The following is a 15,405-nucleotide window of genomic DNA, read 5'->3' on the forward strand; positions in this document are numbered from 1 at the left end:
GATATGATAGGCCCAGAACCAGCGCCCCCGGTCCGGCTCCGACTGTTCGGGCAGGTAGGTGACGGCGACATGCACGCCGATGTCGCGGGTCATCGCATGGAACGGGAAGAGCGCGAGGGTGCTGCTGGTCATGGCGGAGGAATGCGCCCTGCCCCCGTGCCCGTCAACGCCCTATCGCCCGCAACGCCTGATCCAGGTCGGCGATGACGTCGTCCGCATCCTCAAGCCCCACGTTGAGGCGGAGCATATCCTCGGTAATGCCGACCTCCAGCCGCGCCGCTTCCGCCATGCCATAATGGGTGGTGGAGGCGGGATGGGTCATCAGCGAGCGCGAATCGCCGATATTGTTGCTGATGTCGACCAGTTGCAGCGCGTTGAGCAGCCCATGCGCTTGCTGCCGGCCGCCACCGGTGTAGAGCGAGAAGATCGGCCCGGCGAGCTGCATCTGCTTGTTCGCCAGCGCATGCTGCGGGTGGCTGGCGAGGCCGGGATAGAGCAGCTTGGGCAGGCGTCCTTCGAGGAAGGTCGCGACCTTCAGCGCATTCTCGCTCTGGCGGCGGATGCGCAGGTCGAGCGTCTCCAGCCCCTTGAGCACCACCCAGGCGTTGAAGGCGCTAAGCGTCGGCCCGGTGTTGCGGTGGAAGGGCAGCAGGACATTGGTGATCCAGTCCTGCGTGCCGCAGATCGCGCCGGCCAGCACCCGACCCTGCCCGTCCATCATCTTGGTCGCGCTATAGGCGACGACATCCGCGCCATAGTCCATCGGCCGCTGGAGCGCCGGGGTGGCAAAGGCATTGTCGACCACGCTGGTGATGCCGTGCGCCCGCGCGATGGCGCACACGGCCTCCAGGTCGACGAGGTCCATGGTCGGGTTGGCCGGGGTCTCGAAGAAGAAGAGCTTGGTATTGGGGCGGATCGCCTTTTCCCATTCCTCGGTGCGGTGCGCGTCGATCGTGGTGGTCTCCACTCCGAAGCGGGGAAGCAGCGTGTCGGTGAGCCAGCGGCAGGAGCCGAACGCCGCCTTCGCCGCGACGACATGATCGCCGGCGGACAGCTGGCACAGCAAAGCGGCGGTCATCGCCGCCATGCCGGTCGCGGTGGCGCGGCAGGCTTCCGCCCCTTCCAGTAGGGCGATGCGCTGTTCCAGCATCTCGACCGTGGGATTCTGGAGCCGGCTGTAGGTCATGCCGACCTGCTCGCCAGCGAAGCGCGCGGCGGCGTCCTCCGCCCGGTCGTAGCAATAACCGCTGGTCAGGAAGAGCGCTTCGGAGGTTTCGCCATATTCGGTGCGCGCGGTGCCGCCCCGGACCGCCAGCGTCGCCGGCTTCCAGTTCTTCGTGATCTCCCGGTCCTGTCCGCTCTTGCGCTTCATATCGCTTTCCGCATGTCCACTTTGGGCGTGCCACCCGCCAATATCTCGGCCATCTGGCTCCTGTCGCCATTACCGCCCGACAGGATTACCGCAACCCGCTTGCCGCGCATCGCCTCTTTTTCCTGAAGCAAGGCAGCGAGCGCGACCGCGCCGGCGCCTTCGGCGAGATTATGCGTGTCCTCCCAATAGACGCGGATCGCCTGGGCCACTTGATCGTCGGTGACGGCGACAAAGCGGTCGGCGCGGGGACCGAAATAGTCGAGCGCCGCCTGGACGGGGGTGCAGACCGCCACGCCGTCGGCGAAGGTGTGGGCGGTGGGGGAAGAGATCAGCCGCCCCGCCTCGAAGCTGCGCTTGGCGGCATCGACATGGGCGGAGACGACGCCAACCACCTTTGTCTTGAGTCCCAGCGCATCGCGCGCCGCGATCGTGCCGCACAGGCCCGATCCGCACCCCACCGGCACATAGACGGTGTCGATATCCGCCACCGCGTCGAACAGTTCCAGGCCATAGCTGGCGACCCCGCGCACCAGCTCCCCATGATAGGGCTGGACCATGAACAGCCCCTGATCGCGCGACAGCCGGGTCGCTTCCGCCTTCGCGCTGTCGAAATCATGGCCATGTTCGATCAGGGTCGCGCCGAACGCGCGCATCGCTGCATTTTTCTCCAGCGCATTGCCGTGCGGCACGACGATGGTGATGCCGAGACCCGCGGCAGTGGCGGCGCGCGCCTGCGCCTGCCCGTGATTGCCGCGCGTCGCGGTGACGATGCCCGTCACTTCGGGATGGGCGCGGCGCAGCATGTCGATATAGGTGATCGCGCCCCGCGCCTTGAACGCGCCGGTCGGCAGGTGATTCTCATGCTTGACCCACAGGTCGCAGCCGGCCCGCGCGGCGAGCAGCGGCCAGGCATATTGGGGCGTCGGCGGCATCTGCGCATGGACCATGGCGGCGGCGGCGCGGAGCGAGGGGAGCGAGAGGTCGGTCATCGCCCGCCCTTATCGATGCGGCCGCGCGCGCGACAGGACCGATGCGGCGGAACTGGCCCGGTCAGAGCGCCGCCAGCACCGCGTCGCCCATTTCCGCCGTGGACATGCTGCCGCCCAGATCGGGCGAGCGCGCGCCGTTCCGCAACGCCGTGGCCACCGCCGCCTCAATCCGGTCCGCCTGCTCGGGCAAGTCGAGCGAGTAGCGCAGCATCATCGCCACCGACAGGATCGTCGCCAGCGGATTGGCTTTGCCGGTGCCGGCGATGTCGGGCGCGGAGCCGTGGATCGGCTCGAACAGCCCTTGGTTGCTCTCGTTCAGCGTCGCCGAGGCCAGCATCCCGATGGAGCCGACGCACATGCTCGCCTGATCCGACAGGATATCGCCGAACAGATTGCCGGTCACGATCACGTCGAACTGGCCGGGGTTGCGCACCAGCTGCATCGCGGCGTTATCAACATACATGTGAGACAGGGCGACGTCGGGATAATCCTTCGCCACCTCAATCACCGTGTCGCGCCAGAGCTGGCTCGTCTCCAGCACATTGGCCTTGTCCACCGAGCAGAGCTTGCCGCGCCGGGCGCGCGCTGCCTGGAAGCCGGCATGGGCGATGCGGCGGACTTCGGCTTCGTTGTAAGACATGACGTCATAGCCTTCGCGCAGCCCGTCGGCGGTGGTGCGGAACCCCTTTTCGCCGAAATAGACGTCGCCATTGGTCTCGCGCACGATCAGCAGGTCGATCGCAGCGGCGACTTCGGGCTTCAGTGCGGATTCGTCGGCCAGCTCCGGGAAGACCTTCGCAGGGCGCAGGTTGGAGAAGAGGCCAAGATGCTTGCGCAGGCCCAATATCGCCTGTTCAGGGCGCAGGTGCCGTTCCAGCGCGTCGCAATCGGGATCGCCCACCGCGCCGAACAGGATCGCGTCGGCGCGTTTAGCGAGGTCCAGCGTTTCAGGCGGCAGCGGATGCCCCACCGCCTTGTAGGCCGCGCCGCCGACCAGCCCTTCCTCATAGGAAATGCCGGGGATTTCCAGCGCATCGAGCACCCGCTTCGCCTGCGCGACAATCTCGGGACCGATGCCGTCTCCGGGAAACAGGGCAATGAGCATGGCGGCGGCAACCTCTCGTCAGGTGGAGAAAAGATGCGCGCCCCCATGGCTCAACATGCACGCGCGCGCAACCCAAAGCTCCGTTCGGTTCGAGCCTGTCGAGAACCCTGCGCGACGTTCTCGACAGGCTCGAACCGAACGGGGGTGAGGAGCGCTCACGCAACCGCCCTTTTGAGCCGCTCCACCAACCTTTCGCGGGCCGCCAGCACATCGGCGCGGCGATCGGTGAGCAGCGAGCGTTCGAGGAAGAAGCCGGTGAGGCGCAATCCGTCGAAGATTTGCGTCCAATCCCCCGTGCCGCCCTCCAGCAGGAAAGGCGGGAGCGGCAGGAGGCGGCTTTCATAGCCGACAGCGGCAGCGCGGCTGACGGCGGCGGCGCTGCGCGGGCTGACATAGGCGAGGTCGGCGGCGTCGCCGGTCGCGGCGCAGCGCGTCAGGTCGAGACCGAAGCCCAGTTCCGCGAGCAGCAGCAGCTCGTAGCGCACCAGCGCGACAGCCCAGCCGCGCGCCGCCGGGGCCGCCTCCACCGCGTCGAGCAAGCCGCCGAGCGCCTGGTGCAGCGCGGGATAGGGCGTCCCCTCGGGCAGGCTGGCGGCGGTGAGCGCGCAGCTCCAGTCGATCGCGGCGGCGGGCAGCGGCTCGGCATGGAGCGGCGCGCGGCTGTGGGCGAGTTCTACCGTCAGCCCGGCAAGCTGCTCCTCGGTTCGCGCGCGGAACTCGGCCTTCACGACATTGCCTGGCAGCAGCACCGGCCGCATCGCCCGCGACCGACCGCCCCGCACATAGCCCGGCGTCAGACCATGGTCCGGCGTCAGCAGCCGCGCGATCGCCCCATGCTCGCCATGATGCCGGACTGCGCAGACGATGGCGGAGGTGGTGAGAGATGGCATGATGGCGCTTGTAAGCGCTGGGACGCCGGAGACCAACATTCATGGCGAAGGGAATGTTTGTTGGCATATGGCATGGCATATGCCAAGCTGACGCATGATCTTCGAACGCCACGTCAAATTGTTCAAAAACGGCCGCAGCCAGGCGGTTCGCATTCCGCGCGAATTCGAGCTACCCGGTGACGAAGCGATCATGCGGAAGGAGGGCGCACGGATCATCATCGAGCCCGCCCCGGCCCCATCCCTGCTGGCCCGTCTGAGGACCCTTCAGCCGATTGAGGAGGATTTCGGCGCGATCGACGACCTGCCGCTTGAACCCGGCCCCTTCTGACTCATGTTCCTGCTCGACACCAACATCCTTTCCGATCTCGTCCGCAATCCGCAGGGCCCGATCGCGGATCGGATCGCCGAGGTTGGCGAAGTGGAGGTCGCGACCAGCATCATCGTTGCCGCCGAACTGCGATATGGGGCGGAACGGCGGGGATCGGCGCGGCTGACGGCCCAGTTGGAGGCAGTGCTGGACCTGCTGCCGGTTCTGCCGCTGGGGGATGATGCAGATGCCCATTATGGGCGATTGCGCGCTGATCTCGAACGCCGCGGCACGCCGATCGGCGCCAACGACATGCTGATCGCGGCCCACGCGCTGGCGCTCGGCGCGACATTGGTAACGGACAATATGCGCGAGTTCGAGCGGGTGCAGGGCTTGTCGATCGTGAACTGGTTAAGGGCCGCGTAAGCGCGGACGCATCACTCCCGCTTCCGCCGCTTTGCGCGCTGTTCGGCCAACGTCCGCGCGTCGTCGCAGAAGTCGGCGAGGAAGTCGTAGAGGCCGGCGGTGAGTTGCTCCTGCTCCAGCGTGTAGAGCATATATTGCCCATGCTTGCGCTCGCGCACCAGGCCGGCTTCGCGCAGGACGCCTAGGTGCTTGGAGATGGACGGCATCGTCATCTCGAAATTGTCGGCGATCTCGCCCACCGTCATCGGTTCGTCCGCCAGATAGCGCAGAATGCGTCGCCGCGGTTCGGACGCCAGAGCCTTGAAAATCCGGTCCATGGCTATTTAGCTAAATAGGAAAATGTGAGCGCGCAAGCCTCACGCATCGTTCGCCCCGAAACACGGAAATTCAGGCGCTCACGCGGGTTGACACACCCCCATCCCCTTCCTAGAGGGGCGTCGCCTTGACGGGTGCAGCGCCAAGCGCCATGCCGCCGCGACAGCAACAGCGCGGAAGGAGTGGCCAGGATGGCGGACGCACCCGGACAAGACCCGGCGGGGGAGGACGCGCGCATCGCTTCTCTGGAAGAACGGATCGCGCGCGCCGAACAGGCCGAGAAGGTCAGGCAGGGGGCGACGGAGCAGGCGGCGGACGATGGAACCCGCCTCGGCAACCGGGTGCTCGCCGAACTGATCGGTGGTCTTGTCGGCGGTGCGCTGATCGGCTGGGTCTTGGACCGGCTGCTCGGCACATCCCCCTGGCTTCTGCTCGTCTTCCTCGGTCTCGGGATCGTGGCGGCGTTCAGGAATATCATCCGATTGACGACGGTGAAGCGTCCCGACGAACAGGGACCGCCCTCACCCTAGTCCGAAGGCTAAAGACGTTACAGGGGTCACCGTGGCAGAATCCGGCAAAATCGATCCGATGCATCAATTCGCTATCGAACCCCTGTTCGGTACGGATCATCTGTCGATCGGCGGCTTCAACATCGCCTTCACCAACAGCGCGCTCTACATGGTGCTCGCCGCCCTGGTGCTGTGGGTGTTCGTGGTCGGCGGCATGAAGCGGGAACTGGTGCCGGGCCGCTGGCAGATGGCGGTCGAATATATGACCGGCTTCATCAAGAACCTTTTGATCGCCAATATCGGCGACAAGGGCCGGAAATACATCCCCTACGTCTTCTCGCTGTTCATGTTCATCCTGCTGGCGAACCTCTTGGGTCTGCTGCCGCTCGGCCTGTTCGGGCTGCACCCCTTCACCTTCACCAGCCACTTCACGGCGACTGGCGTGCTCGCAATCATGAGCTTCTCGATCGTGCTGATCGTGGGCTTCGCCAAGCACGGCCTGCACTTCTTCTCGCTGTTCGTGCCGCACGGCACGCCGATCGCGATGGTGGTGCCGCTCTTCTTCATCGAGCTGGTCTCCTTCATGGTGCGGCCGTTCAGCCTCGGCCTGCGACTCTTCGTCGCGATGACCGCCGGCCACGTGCTGCTGAAAGTGCTGGCCGGTTTCGTCATCAACAGCGCCAACGCTTCGCCGGCGCTGGGCCTTACCGTTGGCACCGCCAGCTTCGTGCTGATGGTTGGTATCAGCGCGCTGGAGATGCTGGTCGCGGTGATCCAGGCCTATGTGTTCGCGCTGCTGACGGCGGTGTACCTCAACGACGCCGAAAATCTTCACTGAGTTTTTTCCAACCTTTTCAACAGATTTAACGAAGGAGTTTACGACATGGACGCAGAAGCCGCAAAGCTGCTCGGTGCTGGCCTGGCCGCGATCGGTGCGGGCATCGCCGCCCTCGGTGTGGGCAACGTGTTCAGCGCGTTCCTGGAAGGCGCGCTGCGCAATCCGGGTGCTGCTGATGGTCAGCAGGGCCGCCTGTTCATCGGTTTCGCCGCGGCGGAGCTTCTGGGTCTGCTGGCGTTCGTCATCGCCATGATCCTGGTGTTCGTGGCCTGATCTTTATGGCAAGCGGGCGGACGGCGCTGATCGCTCTCTGCCCGCCTACCGATATTATTGACCGCCCTCTGACCGGACGGACCCCAAAATGCCTCAAATCGCGCAAATCGCCGAAACCTACTCCAGCCAGATCTTCTGGCTGTTGCTGACTTTCGGCTTCGTCTTCTTCGTCATCGGCCTTGGCATGGTGCCCAAGGTGCAGGGCACGGCGGACGCGCGCGACGCGAAGATCACGGGCGATCTGGATGCGGCCAAGGCGGCCTTCGCCCGCGCCGACGAAGCCGAAGCGGATTACAAGGTTCGCGACGCCCAGAACCGCACCGCCGCGCAGGCGGTGGTGGCGAAGGCGAAAGCGGACGCGGCCAAGGCTTCCGAAACGAAGCTGGCCGCCGTCGACGCTGAGGTTGCGGCGAAGATCGCCGCCGCCGAGGCGCGCATCCGCGCCGCGAGCGACGCGGCGCTTGCCGAAATCGAAACCGTCGCCGCCGATGCGGCGCGCGACATGGTGGCGCGTATCGCTGGCGTGGAAGCGTCGGACGAAGCGGCCCGCAACGCAGTAAAGGCGGCACTGGCCCATGGCTGAGGCAGCAGCACAGCAGCACGGGGAACCGACCCCGAACCTCGATCAGGCGATCCATGCCGAAGGGCTGGAGCCGGTCGGCACCGCCGCCCATGAAGGCGTAGCGCCCCACGCCGATCCCAAGGCGGTCGGCATGGACGCGACGGCCTGGGTCAGCCTGGCGATGGCGGTGTTCATCGCCATCCTGCTCTTCAAGAAAGTGCCGGCGCTGATCGGCAAGGCGCTCGACGGCCGTATCGCGCAGATCAAGGAGCAGCTGGCCGAAGCATCCCGGCTCCGCGCCGAAGCCGAAGCGCTCAAGAGCGAATATGAAGCGAAGCTCGCCGCCGCCGCGAGCGAGGCGGCCGCCATGCGCACGGCGGCCGAGCATGAAGCCGAAGGGCTGATCGAGGACGCCAAGGCCAATGCCGAAGCGCTCGTCGCCCGCCGGCAGAAGATGGCGGAGGACAAGATCGGCGCGGCCGAGCGCGCCGCCATCGCCGGCATCCGCGCCCGCGCGGTGAACGCCGCGACCGCCGCCGCCGCGACGCTTATCGCGCAGGGCCATGACGCGCAGGCCGACAAGGCGCTGGTCGATCGCGCCATTGGCGGGCTGGGCACGATCAACTGATCCGAGCGGATCGATGAACAAGGGCCGGTGCGGGAACGCGCCGGCCCTTTTCCTTTGCCGCTCGCCCCGCGCCAGCCGCTCGGGGATAGGGAATATTCAGAGAAGCGCGGACTGCGTGCCGACGAGAGGCCCATCGCAGAAAAGCCAGCGCTAACCCATGTGAAAGCAGTGCTTCTTCGCCGGAACCGCTGCCCCATGTCCGGCTTTCGACACCCCATCGCAACTGGATGGATGACGAGATGGGCCAGCCTCCCCTGACGCGCGCGGGCACGCATGGCGACCGTTGAGGACGGCGCTCGCTGGGTGGCGGCGATGCGCGCCAACGATCATGCGGCGGCCTGGGCCTTGTCCGACGCCGTGCTCAAGGCGCGCGATCCGGCAACGCGGGACGATCCCTGCCTGCCCTATCACCTCCGCTGGGTCTGGGATGGCCGGGCGTTCGACGGGCGGGATTGCCTCGTCCGCTGCTATCACGGCCTCGGCGACACGGTGCAGTTCGCGCGCTTCCTCCCCTTGCTCGCGCGCCGCGCCGCCTCCGTCGTCGTCGAAGCGCCGGCCCGCCTGCTCGGCCTGCTCCAGCGCATCGCGCCAGCGGCCAATGTGCGTTTCCTCCCCTTCGATGTCGTCCATCCGCTTCCCCCGTCCGAATGCGACATCGAGATTACCGAACTCGCCTTCGCGCTGCGCGCGACGCCGGCGGACGCGCCCTGGCCGTATCTCAGCACGCCGCGCGCCATCCTTCCCCATGGCACGGTCGGCCTCTGCTATGCCGCCGGCGACTGGGACGGGGCGCGCGGGGTGCCGCCCGCCTTGTTCGCGCCGCTTTGCGCCTGCTCGCGCTGCATTACGCTCGTCCCCCAGGCGACCGGCCTTCCCGTGCTCAACCCGCGCGGCTGCCCGTTCGACATGGACGCGACCGCCGCGCTCGTCGCCGCCTGCGATCTCGTCATCACCGTCGACACGCTGATCGCGCATCTCGCCGGCGCAATGGGGCGGCCGACCTGGCTGTTGCTGAAGGCCGATCCCGACTGGCGCTGGCCGGTCGATAGCGACGCGACCCCCTGGTACCCCTCCATGCACATCCATGCCCAGCGCACCGCCGGCGACTGGCGCGAGGTGATGGCCGATGTCGCGCGCGATCTTGGCGCCTTCACCCTCTCCCCCGCCGCGAGCAAAGCGCCATGAGCGCCGCCCGCGCGCCCGCCGTGCCGGTATCCTGGGGCGAATTGCTGGACAAGCTGACGATCCTGGAGATCAAGAAGCAGCGAATCGCCGCCGCGCCGGCCCAGGCCAATATCGCGCGCGAATATGGGATGCTGGCGATGGTCGCCGCGCCCGCACTCGCCGCAGAGGCGATCCGCGCCGAGGTGCGGCGGCTGGCGCGGGTCAACCGGCTGCTCTGGTCGATCGAGGATGCGATCCGGCTGGAGGAAGCCGCCGCCCGCTTCGGCCCCGACTTCATCCGCCTGGCCCGCGCGGTCTATCGGATGAACGATCGGCGCGCCGCGATCAAGCGCCGGATCAACGATCTGCTGGGTTCCGAACTGGTCGAGGAGAAGAGCTATGCCATCCTCGCCTATCAGCAACCGATGCGACGCGCCGCGCACGCCGCCGGGCCGCGGGGATGAAGGTCGGCATCCTCACCTTCCACCGCTGCATCAATTACGGCTCCTATTGGCAGGCGCGCTGCCTGGTCGAGGGGGTGCGCGCGCTGGGGGTGGACGCCGTGCTGCTCGACCACCAGTCCGTCGCGGTCGAACGGGCGGAGCTGCGCTGCGCCTTCCGCCCGACGCTGCCGACCCCGGTGCAGCGGCAGGATTTCCCGGCTTACGCCGCCAAGACGCGCAAGTTCCGCGCGGCGTTCGACCGTCTGCCCCTCTCCGCCCCCTTTCCGCTTCACCAGCCCGACAGGCTGGATGGCTATGACATGGTGCTGGTCGGCAGCGACGAGGTGTGGAATCTCCAGCATCCCTGGTATGGGGGGTGCCCGACCTTCTACGGCGCGGGGGTGCGCGCGCGCCTCGCCGCCTACGCCGCCAGCTTCGGCAATCAGGACAGCGGCCTCTCGCCCGACTGGGCCGCACGGCTGGACGGCTTTTCGGCGGTGTCGGTGCGGGACGAGAATAGCCGCCGCATCGTCCGCGCGGCCTTGGGCCGCGAGCCCGAAATGGTGATTGATCCCTGCCTGCTCTTCCCGCCGCCGCGCCGCGCGTCGAACGACCGGAGCGACCATATCGCGGTCTATGGGCATAATTTTCCGGCCTGGCTGGTGGAGCCGGTGCGCCGCCATGCCCGCGCCAGGGGGCTGCGGCTGCTCAGCATCGGCTATCGCAACGATTGGGCGGATACGCAGCGGCTCGACGCCGGGCCGGCCGAGTTCGACCAGCTGATCGGCACGGCGCAGGGGGTCGTCACCAATTTCTTCCATGGCTGCGTCTTTGCGCTGCTCCACGATCGGCCGCTGCTCGCCGCCCCCACCCCCTATCGCGCCAACAAGGTGCATAGCCTGCTGGCCAGCCTTGAAGCCGCCGACCGGATCGTTACGGCGGACAGCAGCGCCGCCATGCTCGCCCGGCTTCTCACCCAACCCATCGACGCGGCGCGGCCCTTGGGCGCGATGCGCGCGCGGTCGGACCGATTCCTGCGATCGACGCTCGGGCTGGCGGCTTGAGCGCGCCATCCGACTACAGGCTGAGCCCGCAGGACATGGCAGATGCGGGGCTTTGCATCGGCTGCGGCGCGTGCGCCAGCCTGATGGGCCGACCGGGGGTGCGGATGGATTGGGATGCCGAGGGGCAGCTCAAGCCCCACGGTCCCGCCCACTGGCGCAGCGCGCGGACACGCGGCTTCGCGCGGCTCTGCCCCTTCTCCCCGGCCGCCACCGACGAGGACGGGATCGCGAATCAGCGCTTTCCGGATGCGGCGCGCAAGGACGAGGCGATCGGCCGGCATGAGGCCGCCTATGTCGGCCATGTCGGCGAGGACGAGTATCGCGCCCAGGGAAGCTCGGGCGGCATGGCGACCTGGGTCGCGTCCGAACTGCTGCGGCGGAACAGGGTGGACGGCGTCGCCCATGTCGCGCCGGCGCAGGACCGGCTGTTCCGATACCGCATCGCCCGCGACGAAGCGGCGCTGCGGGCGGGCGCCAAGTCGCGCTATTACCCGGTCGACATGGCCGGCATATTGGACGAGATCCGCGCCACCCCCGGCCGCTATGCCGTGATCGGCATCCCCTGTTTCATCAAGGCGGTGCATCTCGCCCGCCGCGCCGACCCGATCCTGCATGAGCGCATCGGCTTCACGCTGGCGCTGGTCTGCGGCCATATGAAGAGCCGGCACATGGTCGACAGCTTCGCCTGGCAGATGGACTTGGCCGCCGATGCGGTCGCGGCGGTGGAATATCGGGTCAAGAATCCCGATCGCCCGGCCAACTGGTACACCGCCCGGCTCGCGACCCGCGACGGCGAAGAGCGGATGCGCGACTGGTGGCATCTGGTCGATGGCGACTGGGGATCGGGCTTCTTCCAGAACAGCGCCTGCGACTATTGCGACGATGTGGTGGGTGAGACCGCCGACGTCAGCTTCGGCGATGCCTGGGTCGAGCCTTATTCGTCGGACGGGCGCGGCACCAATGTCGTGGTGGTGCGCGCAAAGGCGCTGCGCGAGATGATCGACGAGGCGCGGGCCGAGGGCCGGCTGGCGCTGACGGAGGTGGATGCGGCGTTCGTCAAGGACACGCAGGCGGCGGGCTTCCGCCAGCGGCGCGAGGGGCTGTCCTATCGCCTGACCTGGGCGAAGCGCGGCGTGCGGCCGGTGAAGCGCGTGCCGCCGCGCGCCGACCATATCCCTGTGCGGCGCAAGCTCGTCTATCGCTGCCGCCACTGGATCGCGCGAGGCAGCGCGCGGATGTTCCGCATCGCCCGCGCGCTGCGCCAGCCCTGGCTGTTCCTGCTGTGGGGCCGGGCGGCGCTGGCGGTCTATCAGGGGCTGACCTATTCGCGCGGCTGGCTGGGCAAGGCGTTCGACCGGATCGAAGGCTGGTTCTCCAAAGCGGCGGCATAGATGCCGTCGAGCGCCTGCGCCACGTCGACCAGCCGCTCGCACACCGGATCATAGCGGGAATCGCGCGCCAGTTGCGCCGCCCACTCCGCCGCCATCACTCCGCCCCAGGCGTCGCCCGGCTCGCTCAGCGTCTCGCGGGTGGTGCCGCGCAGCATGTCGGCGCGGAAGTCGTAGAAGGAGCCGCCGACATTGCGGAAGGATGCTCCGCCGCTTGCCCCATAGAAGTCCGCCGCGATGACGGCGTCCTGTCCCGCATGGAGGTGCCAGGAGGCGGCGACCCGCACCACCGTGCCGCCCTCGAGCCTGAGCGTGGCGACGCCATAATCCTCGACTTCGCTCGTCCGGTCGGTCAGCCGCTTGCCCTTGGCATAAAGATCGGCGTCGATCCGCTCGACCGCCGGGAAATCAAGAGTCCAAAGCGCGAGGTCGATGAGGTGGACGGCGAGGTCCATCATGCAGCCGCCGCCCGACAGCGCCGGATCGTAGAACCACGGCTTGTCAGGGCCATAGGCGTTGTGGAAGGTGAGGTCGATCGCGTGGACAGGGCCGATCTCCCCGCCACGCACCCGCTCGCGGATCGCGCGCATACCGGCAGTGCCGCGATAGGAAAGGTCGACGCCGAGCAGGCGGTCCGCCCGCTGTGCCGCTTCGATCACGCCGCGCACTTCGGCGGCCGTGCGGCCGAGCGGTTTCTGGCAGAAGACCGCCACGCCGCGCTCCAGCGCGGCGATCGACTGGGCGGCATGGAGGGCGCTGGGGGTGGCGATGACGAGGCCGTCGAGCACCTGGTCGAACAGCGCATCGGGTGTTTCGAGTTGCAGGGCTTGGGGGGCGAGCAGCCCCGCTTCCTCCGCGTTGACCGGCAGCGCGTCGGCGATCGCAGCGGCTTCGATGCTGCCGGCGCGCAGCATCGCCTCCATGCGATGGCGGCCAATCCAGCCGACGCCGAGGAAGCCGACGCGCGGGCGGGTCAGCACGGACGCGAGCGAGGCGGCCTTGCTCATAGGGTGATGATCGCCTTGACGAAGCCCTCGGGCTTGTCGCGGGTCGCGTCGAGCGCTTCGCCCAGCCGGTCGAGCGGATAGCGGTGCGAATAAAGCGGCCGGGGGTCGATCTGCCCGGATACGACCGCCGCCACCGCATCGCGCACGCCCTGCGCATAGACCGCCGGATCGCGCTCATGGGCGTTGACTAAGTCGATGCCGCGCCAGTTCCATAGCCACATATTGACCTGCCTTGGCCCGTCCTGATGATAGCCAGCAATGACGAGGCGGCCGCGCTCGGCGGTCAGCTCGGCGGCGAGGTCGAGCGGCCATTGCTTGCCCACGGCTTCGATCACCCGTTCGCAGAAGCGCCCGCCGGTCAGGTCGCGCACCTGATCGATGATGCGCTGATGATCGTCCATCGCGATCGTCTCGGCCGCGCCATAATGCCGCGCCAGGTCGAGCGATTCAGGCCGGCGCGAAATGGCGATGACCTTTGCTCCGGCGTCTGTCGCGAGCTTCGTCAGGATCGCGCCGAGAAAGCCGATGCCGATGATCGCGACCGTCTGCCCGGCCTCGATCCCGGCGCGGCGGAAGATGTTGAAGGCGCATCCGAGCGGCTCGCCGGGGAAGGCCATGCCGTCCAATGCGGGCGGCAGCGGCACGACCGCGCTCGCATCGGCGATGTCATAGTCGGCGTAGCTGGCATAGGACAGGGTTGCTACCCGAACAGCGAGTGGGACAGTTGTTACGCCTTCTCCCAGCGCGTCGATCACGCCCCAGCCTTCATGGCCAAGAGCGCCCGGCTCCAGCGGAAATTGCTGCCATTCCGGCCCGGCCCAGGGGGTAAGGTTGGAGGCGCAGACACCGCACCCCTCCAGCCTGATGCGCACCTGCCCCGGCCCCGGCTCAGGCAACGGCACATGGTCGATCCGCACCTGACCCGGCCCGGTCACGACCGCCGCGCGCATCGTCGTCGCGGTTGTTTCGGCCGGCTTGTCCATCGTCGCGAGGTCGCTCATTCCGCCGCCACCGCGATCCGGCCGTCGCCATGGATGAAATGATCGAGCGCCTCATGCGCCTGATCGTCGGTCATCTGCCGGGGCGGATGCTTGCAGAAATAGGCGGCGGCGGGGTGGATCGGCCCGCCCAGCTCCCGGTCGAGCGCCAGCTTGGCGCAGCGGATCATGTCGATCGCGACGCCGGCGCTATTGGGGCTGTCCTCCACCGACAGGCGCAGTTCCAGGTTCATCGGCACGCCGCCGAACAATTGCCCCTCCATTCGCAGGAAGCAGACCTTGTTGTCATTCTGCCACGCGACATAGTCGGATGGGCCGACATGGATATTCTCATCGTCCAGCCGGGTTTCGGCAACGGACTGCACCGCCTCCGTCTTCGATATCTTCTTTGATTTTAGACGGTTACGGTTCGACATGTTCAGGAAATCGGTATTGCCGCCGGTGTTGAGCTGATAGGTGCGGTCGAGCTTCACCCCGCGCTTGGCGAACAGGTCGGTGAGGACGCGGTGGACGATCGTCGCGCCGAGCTGCGCCTTGATGTCGTCACCGATGATCGGCACGCCGGCCGCGCGGAACCGCTCCGCCCAGGCGGGATCGCTGGCGATGAAGACGGGGATGTTGTTGACGAAGGCGACCCCCGCCTCCAGCGCGCAGTCGGCGTAGAATTCGGTCGCCTGCTGCGATCCCACCGGCAGATAGTTGAGCAGCACGTCGACCTTCGCCGCGCGCAGCTTCGCCACCACCGCCTCGCGGGTCGCTTCGGGCGCGTCGGCGGGCAGGAAGGTCCGGTCGGCGGGATGATCGCCCATATGCTCGGCGACGCCGTCGAGCACCCGTCCCATTTCGACGATCGCGCCGGTCGGCCGCACCTCGGTGCAGAAGCTCTGGGTGCAGTTGGGCCTGGCGAAGATCGCTTCGGCCACGTCGCGGCCGACCTTGCGCCGGTCGATGTCCCAGGCGGCGACCACTTTCATGTCGCAGGGGCGATAACCGCCGATCTCCCAATGCATCAGCCCGTGATGATCGTTGCTGTCGGCGCGGTAATGGCTGATCCCCTGCACCAGCGAACTGGCGCAATTGCCGACGCCGATGATGGCGATGTTGATGGGGCGTGTTGGCATGAACAT

The 15,405-nt window shown here is 67.5% G+C and carries 19 protein-coding genes and 1 pseudogene; 11 read left to right on the plus strand and 9 right to left on the minus strand.

Annotation, left to right across the window (positions count from 1 at the left end; genetic code table 11):
- The 5 genes and pseudogenes from V2B31_RS06830 to recO form a co-directional block, all read right to left on the minus strand.
- Positions 1-132 (minus strand): annotated as a pseudogene (locus V2B31_RS06830) (Co2+/Mg2+ efflux protein ApaG); the annotation flags it as partial.
- Between the two features lie 31 nt (positions 133-163).
- The gene (locus tag V2B31_RS06835) at positions 164-1,372 is read right to left on the minus strand and encodes a trans-sulfuration enzyme family protein (protein ID WP_328276723.1); all 1,209 of its coding nucleotides are present in this window, start codon (positions 1,370-1,372) and stop codon (positions 164-166) included.
- Positions 1,369-2,361 carry a threonine dehydratase gene (locus V2B31_RS06840; RefSeq protein ID WP_328276725.1) on the minus strand — a complete coding sequence of 331 codons (993 nt, stop codon included), beginning with the start codon at positions 2,359-2,361 and terminating at the stop codon, positions 1,369-1,371. The genes V2B31_RS06835 and V2B31_RS06840 overlap by 4 nt, the downstream gene beginning before the upstream one ends.
- Before the next feature lie 61 nt (positions 2,362-2,422).
- Positions 2,423-3,466, minus strand: a complete 1,044-nt coding sequence (gene leuB / locus V2B31_RS06845) for a 3-isopropylmalate dehydrogenase (RefSeq protein ID WP_328276727.1) — start codon at positions 3,464-3,466, stop codon at positions 2,423-2,425.
- A gap of 155 nt (positions 3,467-3,621) precedes the next feature.
- Positions 3,622-4,356 carry a DNA repair protein RecO gene (gene recO, locus V2B31_RS06850; RefSeq protein WP_328276729.1) on the minus strand — a complete coding sequence of 245 codons (735 nt, stop codon included), beginning with the start codon at positions 4,354-4,356 and terminating at the stop codon, positions 3,622-3,624.
- 94 nt (positions 4,357-4,450) lie between these two features.
- Between recO and V2B31_RS06855 the strand changes: the two genes are divergently transcribed.
- Together V2B31_RS06855 and V2B31_RS06860 are read left to right on the plus strand one after the other, a co-directional pair.
- The gene (locus V2B31_RS06855; protein WP_328276731.1) at positions 4,451-4,684 is read left to right on the plus strand and encodes an antitoxin; all 234 of its coding nucleotides are present in this window, start codon (positions 4,451-4,453) and stop codon (positions 4,682-4,684) included.
- A 3-nt stretch (positions 4,685-4,687) separates the two neighbouring features.
- Complete coding sequence (locus V2B31_RS06860) at positions 4,688-5,089, plus strand: type II toxin-antitoxin system VapC family toxin (protein WP_328276733.1); 402 nt, start codon at positions 4,688-4,690, stop codon at positions 5,087-5,089.
- Between the two features lie 11 nt (positions 5,090-5,100).
- Here V2B31_RS06860 and V2B31_RS06865 read toward each other — a convergent pair whose 3' ends face one another.
- On the minus strand, positions 5,101-5,406 hold the full coding sequence (locus V2B31_RS06865; RefSeq protein ID WP_328276735.1) for a metalloregulator ArsR/SmtB family transcription factor: 306 nt from the start codon (positions 5,404-5,406) through the stop codon (positions 5,101-5,103).
- A 189-nt stretch (positions 5,407-5,595) separates the two neighbouring features.
- Between V2B31_RS06865 and V2B31_RS06870 the strand changes: the two genes are divergently transcribed.
- The 9 genes from V2B31_RS06870 to V2B31_RS06910 all read left to right on the plus strand — a co-directional run bounded on the left by V2B31_RS06870 (position 5,596) and on the right by V2B31_RS06910 (position 12,276).
- Positions 5,596-5,934 carry an AtpZ/AtpI family protein gene (locus V2B31_RS06870; protein ID WP_328276737.1) on the plus strand — a complete coding sequence of 113 codons (339 nt, stop codon included), beginning with the start codon at positions 5,596-5,598 and terminating at the stop codon, positions 5,932-5,934.
- A gap of 31 nt (positions 5,935-5,965) precedes the next feature.
- Complete coding sequence (locus tag V2B31_RS06875) at positions 5,966-6,751, plus strand: F0F1 ATP synthase subunit A (RefSeq protein ID WP_328276739.1); 786 nt, start codon at positions 5,966-5,968, stop codon at positions 6,749-6,751.
- A gap of 45 nt (positions 6,752-6,796) precedes the next feature.
- Positions 6,797-7,024, plus strand: coding sequence for a F0F1 ATP synthase subunit C (locus V2B31_RS06880; protein ID WP_006961951.1), 228 nt, complete (start codon positions 6,797-6,799; stop codon positions 7,022-7,024).
- An 88-nt stretch (positions 7,025-7,112) separates the two neighbouring features.
- Positions 7,113-7,607: a F0F1 ATP synthase subunit B family protein gene (locus V2B31_RS06885; protein WP_328276740.1), complete on the plus strand. Its 495-nt coding sequence runs from the start codon at positions 7,113-7,115 to the stop codon at positions 7,605-7,607.
- Positions 7,600-8,214: a F0F1 ATP synthase subunit B family protein gene (locus V2B31_RS06890; protein ID WP_328276742.1), complete on the plus strand. Its 615-nt coding sequence runs from the start codon at positions 7,600-7,602 to the stop codon at positions 8,212-8,214. The genes V2B31_RS06885 and V2B31_RS06890 overlap by 8 nt, the downstream gene beginning before the upstream one ends.
- Positions 8,215-8,487: 273 nt before the next feature.
- Complete coding sequence (locus V2B31_RS06895; protein WP_328276746.1) at positions 8,488-9,399, plus strand: glycosyltransferase family 9 protein; 912 nt, start codon at positions 8,488-8,490, stop codon at positions 9,397-9,399.
- Entirely contained in the window at positions 9,396-9,842 is a 447-nt protein-coding gene (locus V2B31_RS06900; protein WP_328276749.1) for a DUF6165 family protein, read from the plus strand. Before V2B31_RS06895 ends, V2B31_RS06900 begins: the two co-directional genes overlap by 4 nt.
- The gene (locus V2B31_RS06905; protein ID WP_328276751.1) at positions 9,839-10,885 is read left to right on the plus strand and encodes a polysaccharide pyruvyl transferase family protein; all 1,047 of its coding nucleotides are present in this window, start codon (positions 9,839-9,841) and stop codon (positions 10,883-10,885) included. The genes V2B31_RS06900 and V2B31_RS06905 overlap by 4 nt, the downstream gene beginning before the upstream one ends.
- Complete coding sequence (locus V2B31_RS06910) at positions 10,882-12,276, plus strand: Coenzyme F420 hydrogenase/dehydrogenase, beta subunit C-terminal domain (protein WP_328276753.1); 1,395 nt, start codon at positions 10,882-10,884, stop codon at positions 12,274-12,276. Before V2B31_RS06905 ends, V2B31_RS06910 begins: the two co-directional genes overlap by 4 nt.
- Here the strand turns inward: V2B31_RS06910 and V2B31_RS06915 are convergent.
- The 3 genes from V2B31_RS06915 to V2B31_RS06925 are packed head-to-tail and all read right to left on the minus strand — an operon-like array spanning position 12,207 to position 15,399.
- Positions 12,207-13,280: a Gfo/Idh/MocA family protein gene (locus V2B31_RS06915; protein ID WP_328276755.1), complete on the minus strand. Its 1,074-nt coding sequence runs from the start codon at positions 13,278-13,280 to the stop codon at positions 12,207-12,209. The genes V2B31_RS06910 and V2B31_RS06915 overlap by 70 nt on opposite strands.
- Positions 13,277-14,281 (minus strand): MDR/zinc-dependent alcohol dehydrogenase-like family protein, encoded by a 1,005-nt coding sequence (locus V2B31_RS06920; RefSeq protein WP_328276757.1) that lies wholly within the window; start codon positions 14,279-14,281, stop codon positions 13,277-13,279. The genes V2B31_RS06915 and V2B31_RS06920 overlap by 4 nt, the downstream gene beginning before the upstream one ends.
- Positions 14,278-15,399: an inositol-3-phosphate synthase gene (locus tag V2B31_RS06925; protein ID WP_328276759.1), complete on the minus strand. Its 1,122-nt coding sequence runs from the start codon at positions 15,397-15,399 to the stop codon at positions 14,278-14,280. The genes V2B31_RS06920 and V2B31_RS06925 overlap by 4 nt, the downstream gene beginning before the upstream one ends.
- Positions 15,400-15,405 lie beyond the last annotated feature (6 nt).

Source organism: Sphingobium sp. (assembly GCF_036170395.1).
In the GTDB taxonomy this organism is placed as follows: Bacteria; Pseudomonadota; Alphaproteobacteria; order Sphingomonadales; family Sphingomonadaceae; genus Sphingobium.